Genomic DNA, 15,125 nt, shown 5'->3' on the forward strand with positions numbered 1-15,125 from the left:
ACATGCGCTTCTATCTCGGCCTCGCCACCACCTTCCACGATCCGGCCCTCGCCCTGGTCGGGCCCGACGGCACCCTGCTCTTCGCCGAGGCGGCGGAGCGCGCCCTGCAGTACAAGCGCGCGCCGAACTGCGAGCCGGACGCCCCGTCCGCGATGGCGGCGCTGCTCAAGGCGTACGTCCCGCCGGGCTCCGAGCTCGTGGTCGCCTCCACCTGGGGCCCGCAATTCACCGACTTCCTACGGGGCCAGGCCGGCGCCGGGGCCTTCGACCTCACGGCGCTCGCGGCCCACACCACGGCGCTCAACCGCTCCTACGTGCCCGAGCAGGCCGAGCGGGTGTTCATCGCCGACCTCCACGGCGCCCAGGAGCGGGCCGGCCACGGCACCCTGCTGGCCCTGAACCAGGAGGCGCGGATCACCGGCGCGGCGCCCCGGGCGACGGTCGCCGGGCAGCGGCGCTACCCGCACCACCTGTGCCACGCCGCCTACGGCCTCTGGGGCAGCCCCTTCGAGACGGCCACCGCCCTGGTGGTCGACGGCATGGGCGAGACCGGCGCGGCGGCGATCTACCGCCTGGAGCGCGGCCGGATCAGCGAGCTGCGCCGCCACCGCGGGCGCGGCTCGCTGGGCTTCCTGTACGGGCTGATCACCGACCTCGCCGGCTTCGACCAGGTGAAGGGCGAGGAGTGGAAGATCATGGGGCTCGCCCCCTACGGCCGGCCCGACCCGGACCTCGCCGCGCTGCTCGGCCGGCTGTGCACGGTCGAGGGCCACCGCCTGCGCTACGCCGACGCGGAGACGATCCGGGCGGTCGCCGCGGAGATCCGCGCGCGCCGCCCGGCCGACGCCCTGGAGACCGGCTGGGCCGACCTCGCCCGCTGCGGCCAGGACCTGTTCGCGACGCTGATGGACGCGCTGGTGGCGGAAGCCCGCGCGCTGGCGCCGTCCGAGAACCTCGTGATCGCGGGCGGCTGCGGGCTGAACTCCTCCTACAACGGCCGGGTGCTCGGCCGGTCCGGCTTCACCCGGCTGCACGTGCCCTCGGCCCCGGCGGACGACGGCAACGCGGTCGGCGCGGCCTGGCTCGCCTACGCGGAGGACCATCCGGACTGGGCCGGGCCGCCGCCGGCGCAGCGCCCGCTCTCGCCCTATCTGGGCTCCCGGGTCCCGACCGGCGCGATGGAGCGGCTCGCCGAGCAGGAGCCCCGCGCCCGGCGCGTCGGCCACGCGGAGGCGACCCGCGCGGCGGCGCGGATCCTCGCCGAGGGCGGCCTCGTCGGCTGGGTGCAGGGCCGGGCGGAATTCGGGCCCCGGGCGCTCGGCAACCGGTCGATCCTGGCCGATCCGCGGCCGGAGGGCGCCAAGGACGCGCTCAACGCCAAGGTGAAATACCGGGAGGCGTTCCGGCCGTTCGCGCCGTCGATCCTGGCGGAGGCCGGGCCGGACTGGTTCGAGGATTACGCCGACAGCCCCTACATGGAGCGCACGCTGGTCTGGCGCGAAGCGGTCCGCGCCCGCGTGCCGGCGGTGGTCCACGCGGACGGAACCGGCCGGCTCCAGAGCGTCACGGCGGCGCGCAACCCGGCCTACGCGGCCCTGATCGGCGCCTTCGCGGAGATCACCGGCGTGCCGATCCTGCTCAACACGAGCTTCAACGTGATGGGCAAGCCGATCCTCCACGGCGCGGAGGACGCGATCCTGATGTTCTACACCACCGGCCTCGACGCCCTGGTGGTCGAGGATTGGCTGGTGGTGAAATGAGACGCGCCGCGCCCCCCGGGGGACGCGGCGCCGGTCCGAGAGCCGCGCGTGCGATTTACTCGCAGACTTCGACGCGGCGGTAGGTGAACTCGCCGTCGCCGAGCCACTCCTTGCGGCGCTCGTAGTGGCAGATCGGGCCGCGGCGCTCGCGCACCACGATGGTCTCGGGCTCCTCGACCACGACCCGGCGCGGGCGGTACTCCGGCGGGGGCGGCGGCGGCGGGTTCGCGCCGTTGACGAGGGCGCTGCCGACCATGCCGCCGACGACGCCGGCCGCGAGGCCGCCGACGATGGCACCGGTCTGGTCGCGGGCGGCGGCCGGGGCGACCGCCCCGAGCACCAGGGTGACCGCGAGGGCTGCGGCCCCTGCGCGGATCGTCGTGAAGGAACCGTTCGAGGACACGCGAAACTTCTCCCGTTCGTGTTGAGGATGATCCAACACCGGGAGGATTAAGAATCCGCCAAACGGTCCAATTCGATCGTGTACCAGATAAGCCGCGGCGGAGGTCCGTGACGGCGCGCTGTCCGCCTCGTCCTCGCGAGCGCAGCGAAGCAGCCCGGGGCAGCGCGCTTTGCCCGGACGTAGCGTGTCCCCGGATCGCTTCGCTGCGCTCGCAAGGACGGAATGGGCACGCCCGCGCCGGACGCGGCTGCAGATCCGCCTCAGAGCAGCCCGTCGAGGGACTCGACGACCGTCGTGGGCGCGAGATCCGCGTACTCGTCGGGCAGGCCCCTGCGGTTGACCCAGGCGGCCCGGAACCCGAAGGCCCGCGCCCCCGCCACGTCCCAGCGGTTCGACGAGCAGAACAGCACGTCGCCCTGCCCCACCGCCAGCCGGGTCAGGGCGATCCGGTAGGCGTCGGGATGGGTCTTGAACACCTGCGCGTCGTCCACCGAGAGGACCGCGTCGAGATGGTCGGCGAGCCCCGCCGAGGCGACCGCCCGGTCGACCATGGCGGCGTTGCCGTTGGTGAGGACGGCGGTGCGGATGCCGCGCTTGCGCAGGGCCGCCAGCACGCCCGGGACCTCGGGGTAGGCCTCGAGGTCGCGATAGGCGTCGAGGAGCCGCTCGCGCAGGCCGGGATCGACCTTGGGGTGGATCGCCAGGGCGTAGTCGAGGGCCCGCACGGTGAGGTCCCAGAAGGCCGCGTACCGGCCCATCAGCGAGAGGGTCCAGCTGTACTCGAGCTGCTTGTTGCGCCAGACCTCGGAGAGATGGGCGGCGTCCGGCCCCACCGCCTCGGCGTAGCGCTGGACCGCGGCGTTCACGTCGAACAGCGTGCCGTAGGCGTCGAACACCGCGGCCTTCACGCCCGCGAGGGGATTGGGTGCGTCGGTCATGGCGTTCCTCACTGGGTCTCTCGCCCGATCTGGGGCCGAACCCGCCCGGCGGCGAGCCCGGCCGGGTCACTCAGGCCCGGCGCAGGCGCAGGCCGAACAGGTGCAGCAGGCCGGCCAGCAGGCCGCCGTAGACCAGGGCCCCGGCGAGCCCCAGCACCGCCAGGACGACGAGGTCGCGCCCGTGCGGGAAGGCCGGCACCAGCGCCTGGACGAGACCCTGGCCGTAGACGGCGACCGCCGCCAGCCCGAGGCAGGCCAGCGCCACCCCGGCGACGGTGAGGCCGAGCGTGCGCCCCGGTTCCGTCCAGCCCCGGCGCTTGGCCAGGACGAGCAGTAGCAGCAGGTTCACCCACTGGGCGACCGCGGTGGCGAGCGCGAGGCCGGTGACGCCGTAGGGACCGGTGAGCCACAGCTTCAGGGCCACGTTGACGCCGATCGCGGTCAGCGAGGCCCAGAGCGGCGTCCTGGTGTCCTGGCGGGCGTAGAAGCTCGCGACGGCGCTGCGCACCAGCACGACGGCCGGCAGGGCGAAGCCGTAGGCCGCCAGCACCGAGGCGGCCCGCGCCGCGTCCTCGGCGCTGAAGGCGCCGCGCTGGAACAGGGCCGCCATGATCAGGCCCGGGATGGTCAGGAACGCCACCGTGAACGGCGCCGAGAGGGCCAGGGAGAAGCCCGCGGCCCGGTTCTGGGCCGCGTGGGCGCCCGCCACGTCGCCGGCCGCGATCCGGCGGCTCATCTCCGGCAGCAGCACGGTGCCGGCCGCGATGGCGATGACGCCGAATGGCAGCTGGTAGAGCCGGTCGGCGTAGTAGAGCGCCGAGACCGCCCCGGTGGGCAGCCAGCTCGCGATGATCGTGTCGGCGAAGGCCGCGATCTGGAAGCCGGCCGAGCCGATCACCGCGGGCCCGAGCACGACGAAGAAGCGCTTGAGCGCGGGATCGAGGCGCGGGACGGCGAGGTCCGGCATCACGCGGACCCGGCGGCAGCCCCACCACAGCAGGCCGAACTGGAGCACGCCCGAGACCGCGACGCCCCAGGCGGCGGCGTAGGCCGCGTTCGGGAACAGGAAGCTCACCCCCAGGGCCGCCAGCATGGCGAGGTTGAGCAGGACCGGGGCGCCCGCCGCCACGGCGAAGTGCCGGTGGGCGTTCAGGATGCCCGACAGCAGCGTCACCAGGGTCATGAACAGCAGGTACGGGAAGGTGATGCGGGTCAGCGCCACGGCGAGCTGGAAGCGCTCGCCGCCCTCGGCGAAGCCCGGCGCCAGGGCGTGGACCACCCAGGGCATGGCCGGCAGGGCGAGGTTGAGCAGCACGAGCTGCACGATCAGCATCAGGGTGAAGACGCGGTCGGCGAACCGGTGCGCCGCCCCGGGCTCGCCGGCCTCCGCGAGCCCCGCATAGGCCGGCACGAAGGCGGTGTTGAACGCGCCCTCGCCGAAGATCGCGCGGAAATGGTTCGGGAGCCGGAAGGCGACCACGAAGGCGTCGGCCATGGGCCCGGCGCCCATGACGGCGGCCATCACCACGTCGCGGGCGAAGCCGGTGACGCGCGAGACCAGGGTCCAGCCGCCGACGGACAGGATGGAGCGGATCATCGGGCGGGGCGCTCGCCCCTCCCCTCACCCCGCGGCGGGGGCGGGCGGGAGCACGGTCGAAGCGTCGCGCGAGTCGATCGAGGGGAAATGGCCGGACCCTTCTGCACCGGGTCATCCGGCGTCGGGCGCATCAAGAGCCGGTTTCGTGCGCCACCTCAAGGGTGCCGCGGACACAGGATCCGCGGCACCGGCGGCAAGCCTCAGCGGGTCGCCTCAGCGGGTCGCCTCGGCGTACATCTTCTCCACGTGCTCCCAGTTCACGAGGTTCTCGATGAACGCCTTCAGGTAGTCGGGCCGGCGGTTGCGGTAGTCGATGTAGTAGGAGTGCTCCCACACGTCGACGCCGAGGATCGGCTTGGCGCCGTGCACCAGCGGGTTCTCGCCGTTCGGGGTCTTCATGATCGCGAGCTTGCCGTCCTTGACGGCGAGCCACGCCCAGCCCGAGCCGAACTGGCCGACGCCCGCCTGGATGAAGTCCGCCTTGAACTTCTCGGCGCCGCCGAGGTCCTCGTCGATCTTCTTGGCCAGCGCGCCGGGGATCGCGCCGCCGCCGTTCGGCTTCATCCACTGCCAGAAGTGGATGTGGTTGTAGTGCTGGCCGGCGTTGTTGAAGAGCGGCTGATTCGTGTTGTAGGCGGCCTTGACGATCTCCTCGACGCTCTTGCCCTGGAGATCCGTGCCCTCAAGCAGCTTGTTGCCCGTGTCGACATAGGCCTTGTGGTGCTTGTCGTGGTGGAACTCGAGGGTCTCCTTCGACATGTACGGCCCCAGCGCGTCGTAGGCGTAGGGCAGTTCCGGCAGGGTGAAGGTCATCGCGTCTATCTCCGCTAAGCAGGGGGCGGCCTCGTCCCCGGCGGGGGCTCCCGAGTCGAGAGCCCGCTAGGTAAGTCGGTGGCCGCGGGACGGCAACGCCGTTCCGCCACCGCGGGGCGGGAACTGGCGCGGGAACTGGCGCGGGAAGTTCCGCCGATCGCGGATCGGCATGCCGACGGCGCGACCCGCGGGCGGGCCGGCCCGGGCATCGCCGGCGGAGATCCCGACTATTCCGGTTTCCCGAACATCTCGGTCCCGAGTTTTGCAATATGACGGCTAGGCCTTACTGTGCGGCACGCCTTGAGCGCCGGCCGTCAGCCGGCCCGTGTCAGAGAGTAACATGATCGCTGCGCTGTTCGCGCTCGCCGCCGCCATGATCATCGGGGGCTGCGCCGCCGTGATCCAGGGCTTCCCGTACGTGCGTCTGGAGAGCGGACTCGCGATGGTGATCGCGGGGTCGGTCGCGGCCTCGTCGGGCGCGGTGCTCCTCGGCCTCGGCGTCGTGGCGCTCGGCTTCCGGCGGGTGGAGCGGGCGTTCGGCCGCGCGCCCGTGGCCGGCGAGCGGCCGGTCCCCGCCGCCGCGGCGCCGGAACCGGCCCTGTCCCCCGTCGACGAGGCCCGGACCCGTCTGCCGCCGGTCCTCCCGGCGGCGCCCGCCTTCATCGTGCCGTCGGTGGTCGAGCCGGCCTTCGACCCCGAGCGGCCCCGGATCGAGCCGAACCTGGAGCTCCGGGCCGACGAGGCCCGCGCCCCCTTCCCGGAGCCCGCCGCAGTCGAGGTCCCGAAGCCGGTTCCGGCGGAGCCGCCGCCCGTGGTCCCGCCCGTCCGCGTCCCGGAGGCGGACCGCCGGACCGCGACGGACGCGCCGACCGAGCGCGCGATCGCGCCCGAGGACGACCTGTTCGCCGCCCCCGAGCCGCCCCCGCGGGACGAGCCCGGGACGGCGGCCGCGGAGGAGGCGCCGGCCCTGCGCCCGAGCCTCGACACGCCCCCCGAACCCGAGCCGGCCCCGCAGGCCGCCCCGCGCACCGTGGTGGGGCGCTACGCCTCCGGCGGCAACACCTACGTGATGTTCGAGGACGGCTCGATCGAGGCGGAGACGCCGCAGGGCCGCTTCACCTTCGCGTCCCTCGACGAGCTGAAGGCCTTCGTGGACGGCGGCGGCGAGTCCGGGACCCGCGGCGCGGCCTGATCCTCCGGCCGGGCGGCCCCGGCATCAGACCAGCGGGTTGAGGCTGTCGTTGCGCGGCGGGATCGGGGCCCGCATGGTCAGGGAGAAGCCCCCGGGGGCGTAGTCGGTCGCCACCTCGGCCTGGACCTGGGTGATCAGGACGCGCTGCAGCAGGCGCGAGCCGAAGCCCTGGCGGCTCGGCGGCGCGACCGGCGGCCCGCCGGTCTCGCGCCAGGAGAACCGCAGGATCCCGGCCGGGCCGCCGGGCTCCAGGGACCATTCCACCGCCACCCGGCCGGTGCGGTTCGACAGGGCCCCGTACTTCGCCGCGTTGGTGGTGAGCTCGTGGATCGCCATGCCGATCGGCACCGCGATCTCGGAGGGCAGGTCGATCGCCGGCCCGTCGAGGCTGATGCGGCCCTCGGCGGCGCCGTCCGGCGCCACCTCCGCGTAGGGCTTCAGCTCGTTGCGCAGGAGGTTGGCGAGCGACGCCGTCTGCCACGTGTCCTCGGTGAGCACCGAGTGCGTGTGCGCCAGGGATTTGATCCGCCCGACGAACGCCTCGTAGAAGCTCTCGATGCTCGACGCCGTCCGCGCGGTGGAGCCGACGATGGCCTGGACGGTGGCCAGCGTGTTCTTCACCCGGTGGTGCAGCTCGCGGATCAGCAGGCTCTGGCGCTCCTCCGCGACCCGGCGGTCGGTCACGTCCGCGACGACGCCGATCAGGCGGCGCGGCAGGCGGCCTGGCGCGTCGCGCTCGAACCGGCCGGCCATGTCGATCGTGCGCCAGACGCCGTCGGACTTGCGCCGGATCCGGCCGCTGATGTGCAGGTCCCCGTCCTCCCGCAGCGCCTTGGAGATCGCCCGCCGGACCGCGGGGCGGTCGTCCGGGTGCAGGATGTCGTTGAGGAACTCGGTCTTGCCGATCGTCCCGTCCTCGGGCGCGTGCCCGAAGATCTCGTACATGTGCTCGTTCTCCCAGATCGCCTGGTCCTCGAGCATGTGCCACTCGAAGATGCCGAGCCGGGCGACCGTGGTGGCGACCCGCAGGCGCTGGTCGCGGGACAGGATCTCGTCCCGGGCCTCGACCCGCGTGGTGATGTCCTGGAGGACGCCGACCATGCCGGCCGGGGCGCCGTCGGGGCCCGGCACGGCCTGCCCCCGCACGCGCAGGATCACGGTCCGCCCGGCCACCGTCGTGGCCGTGTCGAACTGGTAGGGCTCGTCGGTCCCGTGCGCCTCGGCGATCAGCGCGCTCAGGCGCGCGAGTTCAGCCGGCGACAGGCCGGTCTTCAGCTCCTCCCACGAGACGGAGCGGCCCGGCGGCCGCCCGAGGATGCGGGCGGCGCGGCGCGACAGGGTGAGCAGGCCGGTCGCGCGGTCCCAGCGCCATTCCCCGAGCCCGGCGGCCGCCAGGGCCTCGCGGTTCGCCTCGGAATGGGCCGCCGCGTCCACGTCGACCGTCTCGACCACCAGGGTCCGGCCCGCGCGCCGGACCCGCACGTCGAGGGGCGCGCCGTCCGCCCGGCGCCAGACCTGGAGGCCGTCCCGGAGACCCTCCGGCCCCTCGTTCAGGAGTTCGGCGGCCGCGCGCCCGGGCAGGGTGCCGGGCGGCCAGCCGACGAGATCGTGCAGGGCCCGGTTGGCGGCGACGATCCCCGCCCCGTCCGCCGACAGCACGGCGAGGCCGACCGCGGCCTCGTCGAAGCCGGCGCGAGACGGGTCCTCCGCCGCCGGGTCCTGGCCCACCCTCTCATTCACTCGGAAGAATCCTCGAACGCGCCGTGGCACGCTCCCGCCGGAGATGGCCCCCTCCCGCCGCGATCCGGGACCGCGGCGGGCCCTGAGGATGGCGCCCGAGCGTGACTGTGGCAAGGCGTCCCGCTCCGCCTGCGGCGACCGGCTGCGGCGATCGGGCACCCGCGCGATCCGCCCGCGAGGGTCCTCAGCGGGGGCGGCGGACGAATTCCAGGTAGGTGGGCCGGCGGCCCGCCTCCAGCGCCTTGGCCTCGTAGCGCGTGCCGGGCCAGCCCGGGAACGGCCGCGTCCAGTCCCGCGCGTCCCGCGCCGTCCAGGCGAGGACCGGGCAGCGCGCGGCCCGCACCAGCGTCCAGCCGGCATAGTCGTCGATGTCGCTGGCGAAGCGGAACAGGCCGCCGTCCCTCAGGACCCGGCCGATCTCGGCGAGGGACGCGTCGGAGACGAACCGGCGCTTGCGCTGCCGCCGCTTGGGCCAGGGATCGGGATAGAGCAGGTAGACCCGGTCGAGGCAGGCATCCGGCAGGCGCGCCAGCAGGGCGGTCACGTCCTCGTCGCGGATGCGGACGTTGCGCAGCGCCCGCGCCTCGATCGCCGCCAGCAGCTTGACCACGCCGTTGACGAAGGGCTCGGCGCCGATGATGCCGACGGCCGGATGCGCGGCCGCCTGGGCGGCGAGGTGCTCGCCTCCGCCGAAGCCGATCTCCAGCCAGAGCGCCTCGGGCGGCGCCGGCATGGCCGGGAACAGCTTGCGCGGATCGAGGATCGCGTCGCCCGGCGGCAGGTCGACACGCAGGGCCGGCAGCAGCTCGGCGAGCCGGCGCTCCTGCTGGCCGCGCAGGCGCTTGCCCTTGCGCCGCCCGAAGAAGGCGCGCTCCGGCTCCTCGGCCGGGTGATCGGAGCGTCCAGGGGTGTCGGTGTCCACCGGCTCAGTCTACCTCGGAGATGAGACGCGGCCCGATCGCGGCCACGGCCCGGGTCCCGACCGGACACGGGGAGCGTCGGCGGGATGCCGGCCGGGACACCGCGCCCGCGCGCCGTCCCGGGGCCGAGCGGCGACCGCCCTCAGGCCAGCGCCGATTTCAGCTTGCCGGCGAGGTCGGTGCGCTCCCACGAGAAGCCGCCGTCGGCCTCGGGGGCGCGGCCGAAATGGCCGTAGGCCGAGGTGCGCGCGTAGATCGGCTTGTTCAGGCTGAGCGCCGTGCGGATGCCGCGGGGCGACAGGTCCATGGCGTCCATCAGAACGGCCTCGAGCTTGGCCTCGTCGACCGTGCCGGTGCCGTGCAGGTCCACGTAGATCGAGAGCGGCTTCGAGACGCCGATCGCGTAGGCGAGCTGGATCGTGGCGCGGCTGGCGAGGCCCGCGGCCACCACGTTCTTGGCGAGGTAGCGCGCCGCGTAGGCCGCCGAGCGGTCGACCTTCGTCGGGTCCTTGCCGGAGAACGCGCCGCCGCCGTGCGGGGCCGCCCCGCCGTAGGTGTCGACGATGATCTTGCGGCCGGTGAGGCCGGCATCGCCGTCCGGGCCGCCGATCACGAACTTGCCGGTCGGGTTCACGTGCCAGACCGTGCCCTCGTTGACCCAGCCCTGCGGCAGCGCCTTCAGGATGTAGGGCTCGACGATGGCGCGCACGTCGGCGGAGTCGAGGGACTCGTCGAGGTGCTGGGTCGACAGCACGATCTGGGTGACCTCGACCGGGCGGCCGTTCTCGTAGCGGACCGTGACCTGGCTCTTGGCGTCGGGGCCGAGCTTGGCGGCGTCGCCCTGCTTCGCCTTGCGGGCGTCGGCGAGGTCCTTGAGGATCTTGTGCGCGTAGAAGATCGGCGCCGGCATCAGCTCGGGCGTCTCGTCGGCGGCGTAGCCGAACATGATGCCCTGGTCGCCCGCGCCCTCGTCCTTGTTGCCGGCCGCGTCCACGCCCTGGGCGATGTCGGCCGACTGGGCGTGCAGGTGGATCGCGACGTCGTTGTTCTTCCAGTGGAAGCCCGACTGCTCGTAGCCGATGTCCTTCACGGCCTCGCGGGTCAGGGCCTCGAGGTCCTTGAACGTCACCGAGTCGGGCCCGCGCACCTCGCCGGCGATGACGATGCGGTTGGTCGTGGCGAGCGTCTCGACGCCGAGCCGCGCCTCCGGCATCGCCGCGAGGTAGGCGTCGACCACGGTGTCCGAGATCCTGTCGCAGACCTTGTCGGGGTGCCCCTCGGACACGGACTCGCTGGTGAACAGGTAGTTGGAACGCGGCATCGGACGGCCTCGGCTGCAGAGGTACGCCGTCGCGATCGCGGCGTTTGACCCTTCATGGGGCCGGGGTTCTCGCACCCGACCGGGAACCGGTCAAGATGGAGGAACGAACGGATCCGCTATAACGGACGAACCGACCGGAAAAACGATCGACCTGTCCCCGGGGACCGGCCCCGGGCTCAGCCGCCGAGCTTGCTCTCGAGGGCCCGGATGGCGTCGGCCACGTCGCGGCGCGCCTCCTCGGAGAAGTTCTCGGTGATGTGGCGGCCCACGACTTCCGCCAACCCCTTCAGCCCGGCTTCCGACAGGGTCGACTGCTCGCGCTCGCTGAAGCCGGGCGCAATGAAGTCATCGTTCCGGGGCATGCCCTTGAAGAAGTAATCCATCGGCACGCCGGTCATCCGCGAGAAGATGTCGAGATGGACGGCGCTGATCCGGTTGGTCCCCTTCTCGTATTTCTGGAGCTGAGCTGCAGACATACCGAAGCTCTGCGCGACGCGGCGCTGTGTGAGCGACGCCTTCCGGCGTTGCTCGGCGATGCGTTGCCCGACATAGACGTCGCGCTGATCGGTCTTCTGGCCCGCCATGAAGTGCTCGTCCACCCCCTGCCATGAATCCTGGCGGTAAAGCTTAGCGCGGCCCTCGGTACTTGTCACCGGCAGGCGGACGACGTGGTGGACGATTTGCTCACGGCTCTGCGTCCGCGAGATCTGCGTGTTGAGACAACTTGGTGTCCCCGGCAGGGCTCGAACCTGCGACCCCAGGTTTCATACCACTTCGGCTTTCGCCGCCGCGTCCCGGAGGTCCGCGTTCGTGGCCTGGACTATCCCTTCACCGTGGGCCGGACTGTATCCAACCGTTAGGTGCCGCCCGTCTAGTCTCTACACCTTCCCGTTCAACGCCGGGGCGCCGCGCGGGCTTGGCTCGGGATCGGCAGAGCATCGGACGGCGGTGCGTCGATGCCGGAAGCTTTCCCCGACTTTGAGCGGATCCGCCGCGCGGTTTCCCGGCGCGACGCCCAATTGAACCTTCTAGGAAACCTGTGCTCTGTCCAGCTGAGCTACGGAGACGACCGCGCGCTCCATAGCATTCTCGCCGGCCGAGGCCAACCGCGCCCGGCGGCGCGCCGCGGTGTCGGGACCGCGCGATCGCGGGGGAATCGATGCGGGGGGGCACGGCGGTCATTCTGGCAGCCTCGCTGGCGGCGCTCTCCGCGCCGCCGACCTGTCCGGCCTGGGCCGCGCCGCGCGCCGCCCGCGCCGACTGCGCGGCCGGGCCGGCCCGCGACGAGGTCGTGGCGGGGATCGGCCCCCGCGGGGAGATCCGCCTGGCGTCGGGCCTGCGCGCCGTGCTGGACTCGCTGCGCTGGCCGGACGCGCCGGAGGCCGCCTCCGCCGCGCTGGCCTGGCTCGAGGCCCGGCGGGGCGCCCGGGTCACGGTGGTTCCCCGGGGACAGCCCGACCGGTGGGATCGCGTGCGGGCCGATCTCCAGGTTGCGGAGGCCGACGCGGAGTCCAGCGCGGACCTGGCGGGCGGCCTCATCGGGGCCGGCCTCGCGTACGCGGACGCGGACGAGGCCGATTCGCTCTGCCGGCCCGGCCTGCGCCTCGTGGAGGCGGCGGCCCGCGCGCGCGGGCGCGGGCTCTGGGGCGCCGCGCCCCCGGCGGCGGGGGACGGTCCGGCGCTCCGGGCGCGGGTCGGGCACTTCGTCGTCGCGGAGGGCCGGATCCGCCATGTCGGCGAGCGCGGCGCGCGCACCTATCTGGATTTCGCGGCCCGCGGCACGGACGGCCTCACGGTGACGGTATCGAAACGCACTTGGCGAATGATGCGCGCCCGTGGTTTGAGTGCGGCCTCGCTCGAAGGCCGGCGCGTGCGGGTGCGCGGCCTCCTGGAGGTCCGGCGCGGCCCGACCCTGGAGGTCGCCCTCGACGGGCTCGAGACGCTCGAGGAGGCGGACCGGCCGGAGGCCGATCCGGAGGGGGAACGGGGATTGCGGCGCTGATCGCGATGGGCGGGATCACGGGGCACATCATCGCGGGGCGGACCCGCGCGGCGGGCCGGCGCCCGCTCGGAGGGGCGGCGCTGGCCGGTCTGGCGCTGCTGCTCGGCGCCTGCGTGGCCGATCAGACCGAGGCCACCGTGCGGCCGGCCGTGGTGCGGGTGCCCGCGGAGGCGCCGCGCACCACCGGCCGCGAGCGCGCCGCGGATGCCGACCACCTCAAGCTCGTGGCCTCCTTCGGGGGCGAGGCCCGGGCCCCCAACGTGACGCGGATGCTGACGGAGGTGACCGACCGCCTCGTGAAGGCGAGCGACCGGCCCGACCAGGCCTACACGGTGACGCTGCTCGACTCGCCGGTGGTCAACGCCTTCGCGCTGCCGAACGGGCGGCTCTACGTCACCCGCGGCCTCGTGGCCCTGGCGAGCGACACCTCCGAGGTGGCCGCCGTTCTGGCGCACGAGATGGCCCACGTGACGCTCAACCACGCCACGGCCCGCAGCGAGCTCGAGCTGCGCTCGGCGCTCGTCAGCCGCGTCGTGGCCGACGTGCTGAACGACCCCGATACCGGCGCGCAGCTGCAGAGCCAGTCGCGCTTCGCCCTCGCCCGGTTCTCCCGCGAGCAGGAGCTGGAGGCGGACGCGACCGGCGTGCGCACCCTCGCCAAGGCCGGCTACGACCCGTTCGCGGCCGGGCGCTTCCTCGCCGCGCTCAACCGCTCGACGGGGCTGAAGGCCGGCAGCGCCGCCGCGCCCGACATGCTGGCGACCCATCCGGGCACGGCCGAGCGCATCACCCAGGTCACCCGGGCGGCCCGCCGCATCGGCGCGCCGGGCATCGGCACCGACGACCGCGCCGCCTACCTCGCGGCGGTGGACGGGCTCGCCTACGGCGACAACCCGCGCGACGGCGCCGTGCGCGGGCACCGCTTCATCCATCCCGGCCTCGGCATCGCGTTCGAGGTGCCGGAGGGCTTCACCCTGGAGAACACCCGCTCGGCGGTGCTCGGGACCACCCAGGATGGCGGCCGGCGCCTGCTGTTCGACCAGATCGAGGCCAAGGACGGCCAGCCCCTCGAGGCGGTGCTGAGGGCGAGCTGGAACGACGCCTTCGACCCGGCCGGCTTCGAGACCCGGGACGTCGCCGGCCACCCGGCGGCCTTCGCGCTGTCGCGGGGGAAGGAGTGGACCTTCCGCCTCGCGGCCATCCGGATCGGCGACTCGACCTACCGGATGATCATGGCCGCCAAGGGCGCCACCGACCCCGACCCGGCGTTCCGCCGATGGACCGCGACCCTCGTCGCCGTGTCGCCCGACGAGGCGGTCCTGCGCCCCCTGCGGCTTCAGGTGGTCCAGGCCGCCTCGACCAGCGCCGAGGACCTCGCCCGCCGCATGGCGGTGCCCGACCGGGCACTCGACCGGTTCCTCGTCCTCAACGGGCTGGAGCGGGGCGCCGCGCTGGTGCCGGGCCGCGGCTACAAGATCGTCGTGGAATAGCCGCCCTGCGCGGCCGCGCCTTGTGCCGGCGCCGGGCGCGGACATCCTGCCCGCGTCGTTCAGGGAGAGCGCCGTGATTCGATTCTTCTACAATCTCAGCCCCAACCCCATGAAGGTCGCCCTCTGCCTCGAGGAGATGGGGCTGCCCTACGAGCCGGTGCCGGTCGATACCCGCAGGGGCGAGCAGTTCGATCCCGCCTACACGGCCGTCAATCCGAACGGGAAGGTGCCGGCGATCGTCGACGGCGACGTGACCGTGTTCGATTCGAACGCGATCCTGATGTACCTGGCGGGCAAGACCGGCCGGTTCCTGCCGGAGGGCGAGCCGGTCCGCGGCGAGATGCTGTCCTGGCTCATGTTCGTGGCCACCGGTATCGGGCCGTTCTCCGGCCAGTGCGTGCATTTCCGCCACTTCGCGCAGGACGGGGGCGCCTACGCCACCGAGCGCTACGCCTTCGAGGCGCGCCGGCACTGGGGCATCCTCGACCAGCGCCTCGCCGACCGCACCTACGTGCTGGGCGACACCTACACGATCGTCGACATGGCGGTCTGGGGCTGGGCCCGGATGGTGCCCTTCGTCCTCGGCGAGGGCGCCTTCGGGGAGCTGCCCAACGTCAAGCGCCACCTCGACGCGCTCAGCGCGCGGCCGGCCGCCCAGGCCGCCGAGGCGCTGAAGGGCCGCCACGCCTTCAAGGCGGAGATGGACGCCGAGGCGCGCGGCTTCATGTTCCGCGCGGTGCGGGGCGCCGCCTGACGCCGCGCCGGACCGCCCCCGCGCCTCAGGGCGCGGGGGCGGTCACGGTGAGCATCGGCAGGGTGACGGCGAGCGTCCCGGCCGGCCGGTGCTCGGTGCCGAGCATCAGGCAGGCGCCGAGTCCGAGACAGAGAGCGAGACCGAGCATCGAGGTCTCGAAGCCGCGATAAACCCATTCCATGACGGTCCCCTTTC

At 73.5% G+C, this 15,125-nt stretch carries 14 protein-coding genes; 5 read left to right on the top strand and 9 right to left on the bottom strand.

Features of this window, described 5'->3' with window-relative positions; all coding sequences use genetic code 11:
- Window positions 1-2 precede the first annotated feature (2 nt).
- The gene (locus tag ACLBXO_RS10255) at window positions 3-1,760 is read left to right on the top strand and encodes a carbamoyltransferase family protein (protein ID WP_447685339.1); all 1,758 of its coding nucleotides are present in this window, start codon (window positions 3-5) and stop codon (window positions 1,758-1,760) included.
- 55 nt (window positions 1,761-1,815) lie between these two features.
- Here the strand turns inward: ACLBXO_RS10255 and ACLBXO_RS10260 are convergent, their stop codons facing one another.
- The 4 genes from ACLBXO_RS10260 to ACLBXO_RS10275 form a co-directional block, all read right to left on the bottom strand.
- The gene (locus ACLBXO_RS10260; protein ID WP_447685317.1) at window positions 1,816-2,163 is read right to left on the bottom strand and encodes a hypothetical protein; all 348 of its coding nucleotides are present in this window, start codon (window positions 2,161-2,163) and stop codon (window positions 1,816-1,818) included.
- 260 nt (window positions 2,164-2,423) lie between these two features.
- On the bottom strand, window positions 2,424-3,101 hold the full coding sequence (locus ACLBXO_RS10265) for a haloacid dehalogenase type II (protein ID WP_331315019.1): 678 nt from the start codon (window positions 3,099-3,101) through the stop codon (window positions 2,424-2,426).
- A gap of 70 nt (window positions 3,102-3,171) precedes the next feature.
- Window positions 3,172-4,698 (bottom strand): murein biosynthesis integral membrane protein MurJ, encoded by a 1,527-nt coding sequence (gene murJ, locus ACLBXO_RS10270; protein WP_447685318.1) that lies wholly within the window; start codon window positions 4,696-4,698, stop codon window positions 3,172-3,174.
- Between the two features lie 213 nt (window positions 4,699-4,911).
- Window positions 4,912-5,511 (bottom strand): superoxide dismutase, encoded by a 600-nt coding sequence (locus tag ACLBXO_RS10275; RefSeq protein ID WP_020091320.1) that lies wholly within the window; start codon window positions 5,509-5,511, stop codon window positions 4,912-4,914.
- Between the two features lie 340 nt (window positions 5,512-5,851).
- Here ACLBXO_RS10275 and ACLBXO_RS10280 point away from each other — a divergent pair, with 340 nt between their 5' ends.
- Window positions 5,852-6,703: a hypothetical protein gene (locus tag ACLBXO_RS10280; RefSeq protein WP_447685319.1), complete on the top strand. Its 852-nt coding sequence runs from the start codon at window positions 5,852-5,854 to the stop codon at window positions 6,701-6,703.
- Window positions 6,704-6,727: 24 nt separating this feature from the next.
- On the opposite strand, the gene ACLBXO_RS10285 is transcribed toward ACLBXO_RS10280, so the two are convergent.
- The 4 genes from ACLBXO_RS10285 to ACLBXO_RS10300 all read right to left on the bottom strand — a co-directional run bounded on the left by ACLBXO_RS10285 (window position 6,728) and on the right by ACLBXO_RS10300 (window position 11,268).
- Window positions 6,728-8,443, bottom strand: coding sequence for an HWE histidine kinase domain-containing protein (locus ACLBXO_RS10285; RefSeq protein ID WP_447685320.1), 1,716 nt, complete (start codon window positions 8,441-8,443; stop codon window positions 6,728-6,730).
- A 184-nt stretch (window positions 8,444-8,627) separates the two neighbouring features.
- A complete protein-coding gene (gene trmB / locus ACLBXO_RS10290; RefSeq protein ID WP_447685321.1) occupies window positions 8,628-9,365 on the bottom strand; it encodes a tRNA (guanine(46)-N(7))-methyltransferase TrmB in 738 nt (245 codons plus the stop codon).
- A 140-nt stretch (window positions 9,366-9,505) separates the two neighbouring features.
- A complete protein-coding gene (metK, locus tag ACLBXO_RS10295; protein ID WP_020091324.1) occupies window positions 9,506-10,684 on the bottom strand; it encodes a methionine adenosyltransferase in 1,179 nt (392 codons plus the stop codon).
- Between the two features lie 176 nt (window positions 10,685-10,860).
- Window positions 10,861-11,268, bottom strand: a complete 408-nt coding sequence (locus tag ACLBXO_RS10300; protein WP_012321411.1) for a helix-turn-helix domain-containing protein — start codon at window positions 11,266-11,268, stop codon at window positions 10,861-10,863.
- 575 nt (window positions 11,269-11,843) lie between these two features.
- Here ACLBXO_RS10300 and ACLBXO_RS10305 point away from each other — a divergent pair.
- The 3 genes from ACLBXO_RS10305 (at window position 11,844) to ACLBXO_RS10315 (ending at window position 14,930) form a co-directional block, all read left to right on the top strand.
- On the top strand, window positions 11,844-12,686 hold the full coding sequence (locus ACLBXO_RS10305) for a pentapeptide repeat-containing protein (protein WP_447685322.1): 843 nt from the start codon (window positions 11,844-11,846) through the stop codon (window positions 12,684-12,686).
- Between the two features lie 5 nt (window positions 12,687-12,691).
- Window positions 12,692-14,176: a M48 family metalloprotease gene (locus tag ACLBXO_RS10310; protein WP_331315610.1), complete on the top strand. Its 1,485-nt coding sequence runs from the start codon at window positions 12,692-12,694 to the stop codon at window positions 14,174-14,176.
- Window positions 14,177-14,249: 73 nt separating this feature from the next.
- Window positions 14,250-14,930: a glutathione S-transferase family protein gene (locus ACLBXO_RS10315; protein WP_331315608.1), complete on the top strand. Its 681-nt coding sequence runs from the start codon at window positions 14,250-14,252 to the stop codon at window positions 14,928-14,930.
- Between the two features lie 25 nt (window positions 14,931-14,955).
- Here the strand turns inward: ACLBXO_RS10315 and ACLBXO_RS10320 are convergent, their stop codons facing one another.
- Window positions 14,956-15,111: a hypothetical protein gene (locus ACLBXO_RS10320; protein WP_331315606.1), complete on the bottom strand. Its 156-nt coding sequence runs from the start codon at window positions 15,109-15,111 to the stop codon at window positions 14,956-14,958.
- Window positions 15,112-15,125 lie beyond the last annotated feature (14 nt).

The sequence above is a fragment of the Methylobacterium sp. C33D genome (genome assembly GCF_053345825.1).

Bases quoted from the DNA above. Each gene is read 5' to 3' on its own strand.
- ACLBXO_RS10255 (WP_447685339.1), top strand. From the start codon at position 3: ATGCGCTTCTATCTCGGCCTCGCCACCACCTTCCACGATCCGGCCCTC.
- ACLBXO_RS10265 (WP_331315019.1), bottom strand. From the start codon at position 3,101: ATGACCGACGCACCCAATCCCCTCGCGGGCGTGAAGGCCGCGGTGTTC.
- murJ (WP_447685318.1), bottom strand. From the start codon at position 4,698: ATGATCCGCTCCATCCTGTCCGTCGGCGGCTGGACCCTGGTCTCGCGC.
- ACLBXO_RS10275 (WP_020091320.1), bottom strand. From the start codon at position 5,511: ATGACCTTCACCCTGCCGGAACTGCCCTACGCCTACGACGCGCTGGGG.
- ACLBXO_RS10280 (WP_447685319.1), top strand. From the start codon at position 5,852: ATGATCGCTGCGCTGTTCGCGCTCGCCGCCGCCATGATCATCGGGGGC.
- metK (WP_020091324.1), bottom strand. From the start codon at position 10,684: ATGCCGCGTTCCAACTACCTGTTCACCAGCGAGTCCGTGTCCGAGGGG.
- ACLBXO_RS10300 (WP_012321411.1), bottom strand. From the start codon at position 11,268: ATGGCGGGCCAGAAGACCGATCAGCGCGACGTCTATGTCGGGCAACGC.
- ACLBXO_RS10305 (WP_447685322.1), top strand. From the start codon at position 11,844: ATGCGGGGGGGCACGGCGGTCATTCTGGCAGCCTCGCTGGCGGCGCTC.
- ACLBXO_RS10310 (WP_331315610.1), top strand. From the start codon at position 12,692: ATGGGCGGGATCACGGGGCACATCATCGCGGGGCGGACCCGCGCGGCG.
- ACLBXO_RS10320 (WP_331315606.1), bottom strand. From the start codon at position 15,111: ATGGAATGGGTTTATCGCGGCTTCGAGACCTCGATGCTCGGTCTCGCT.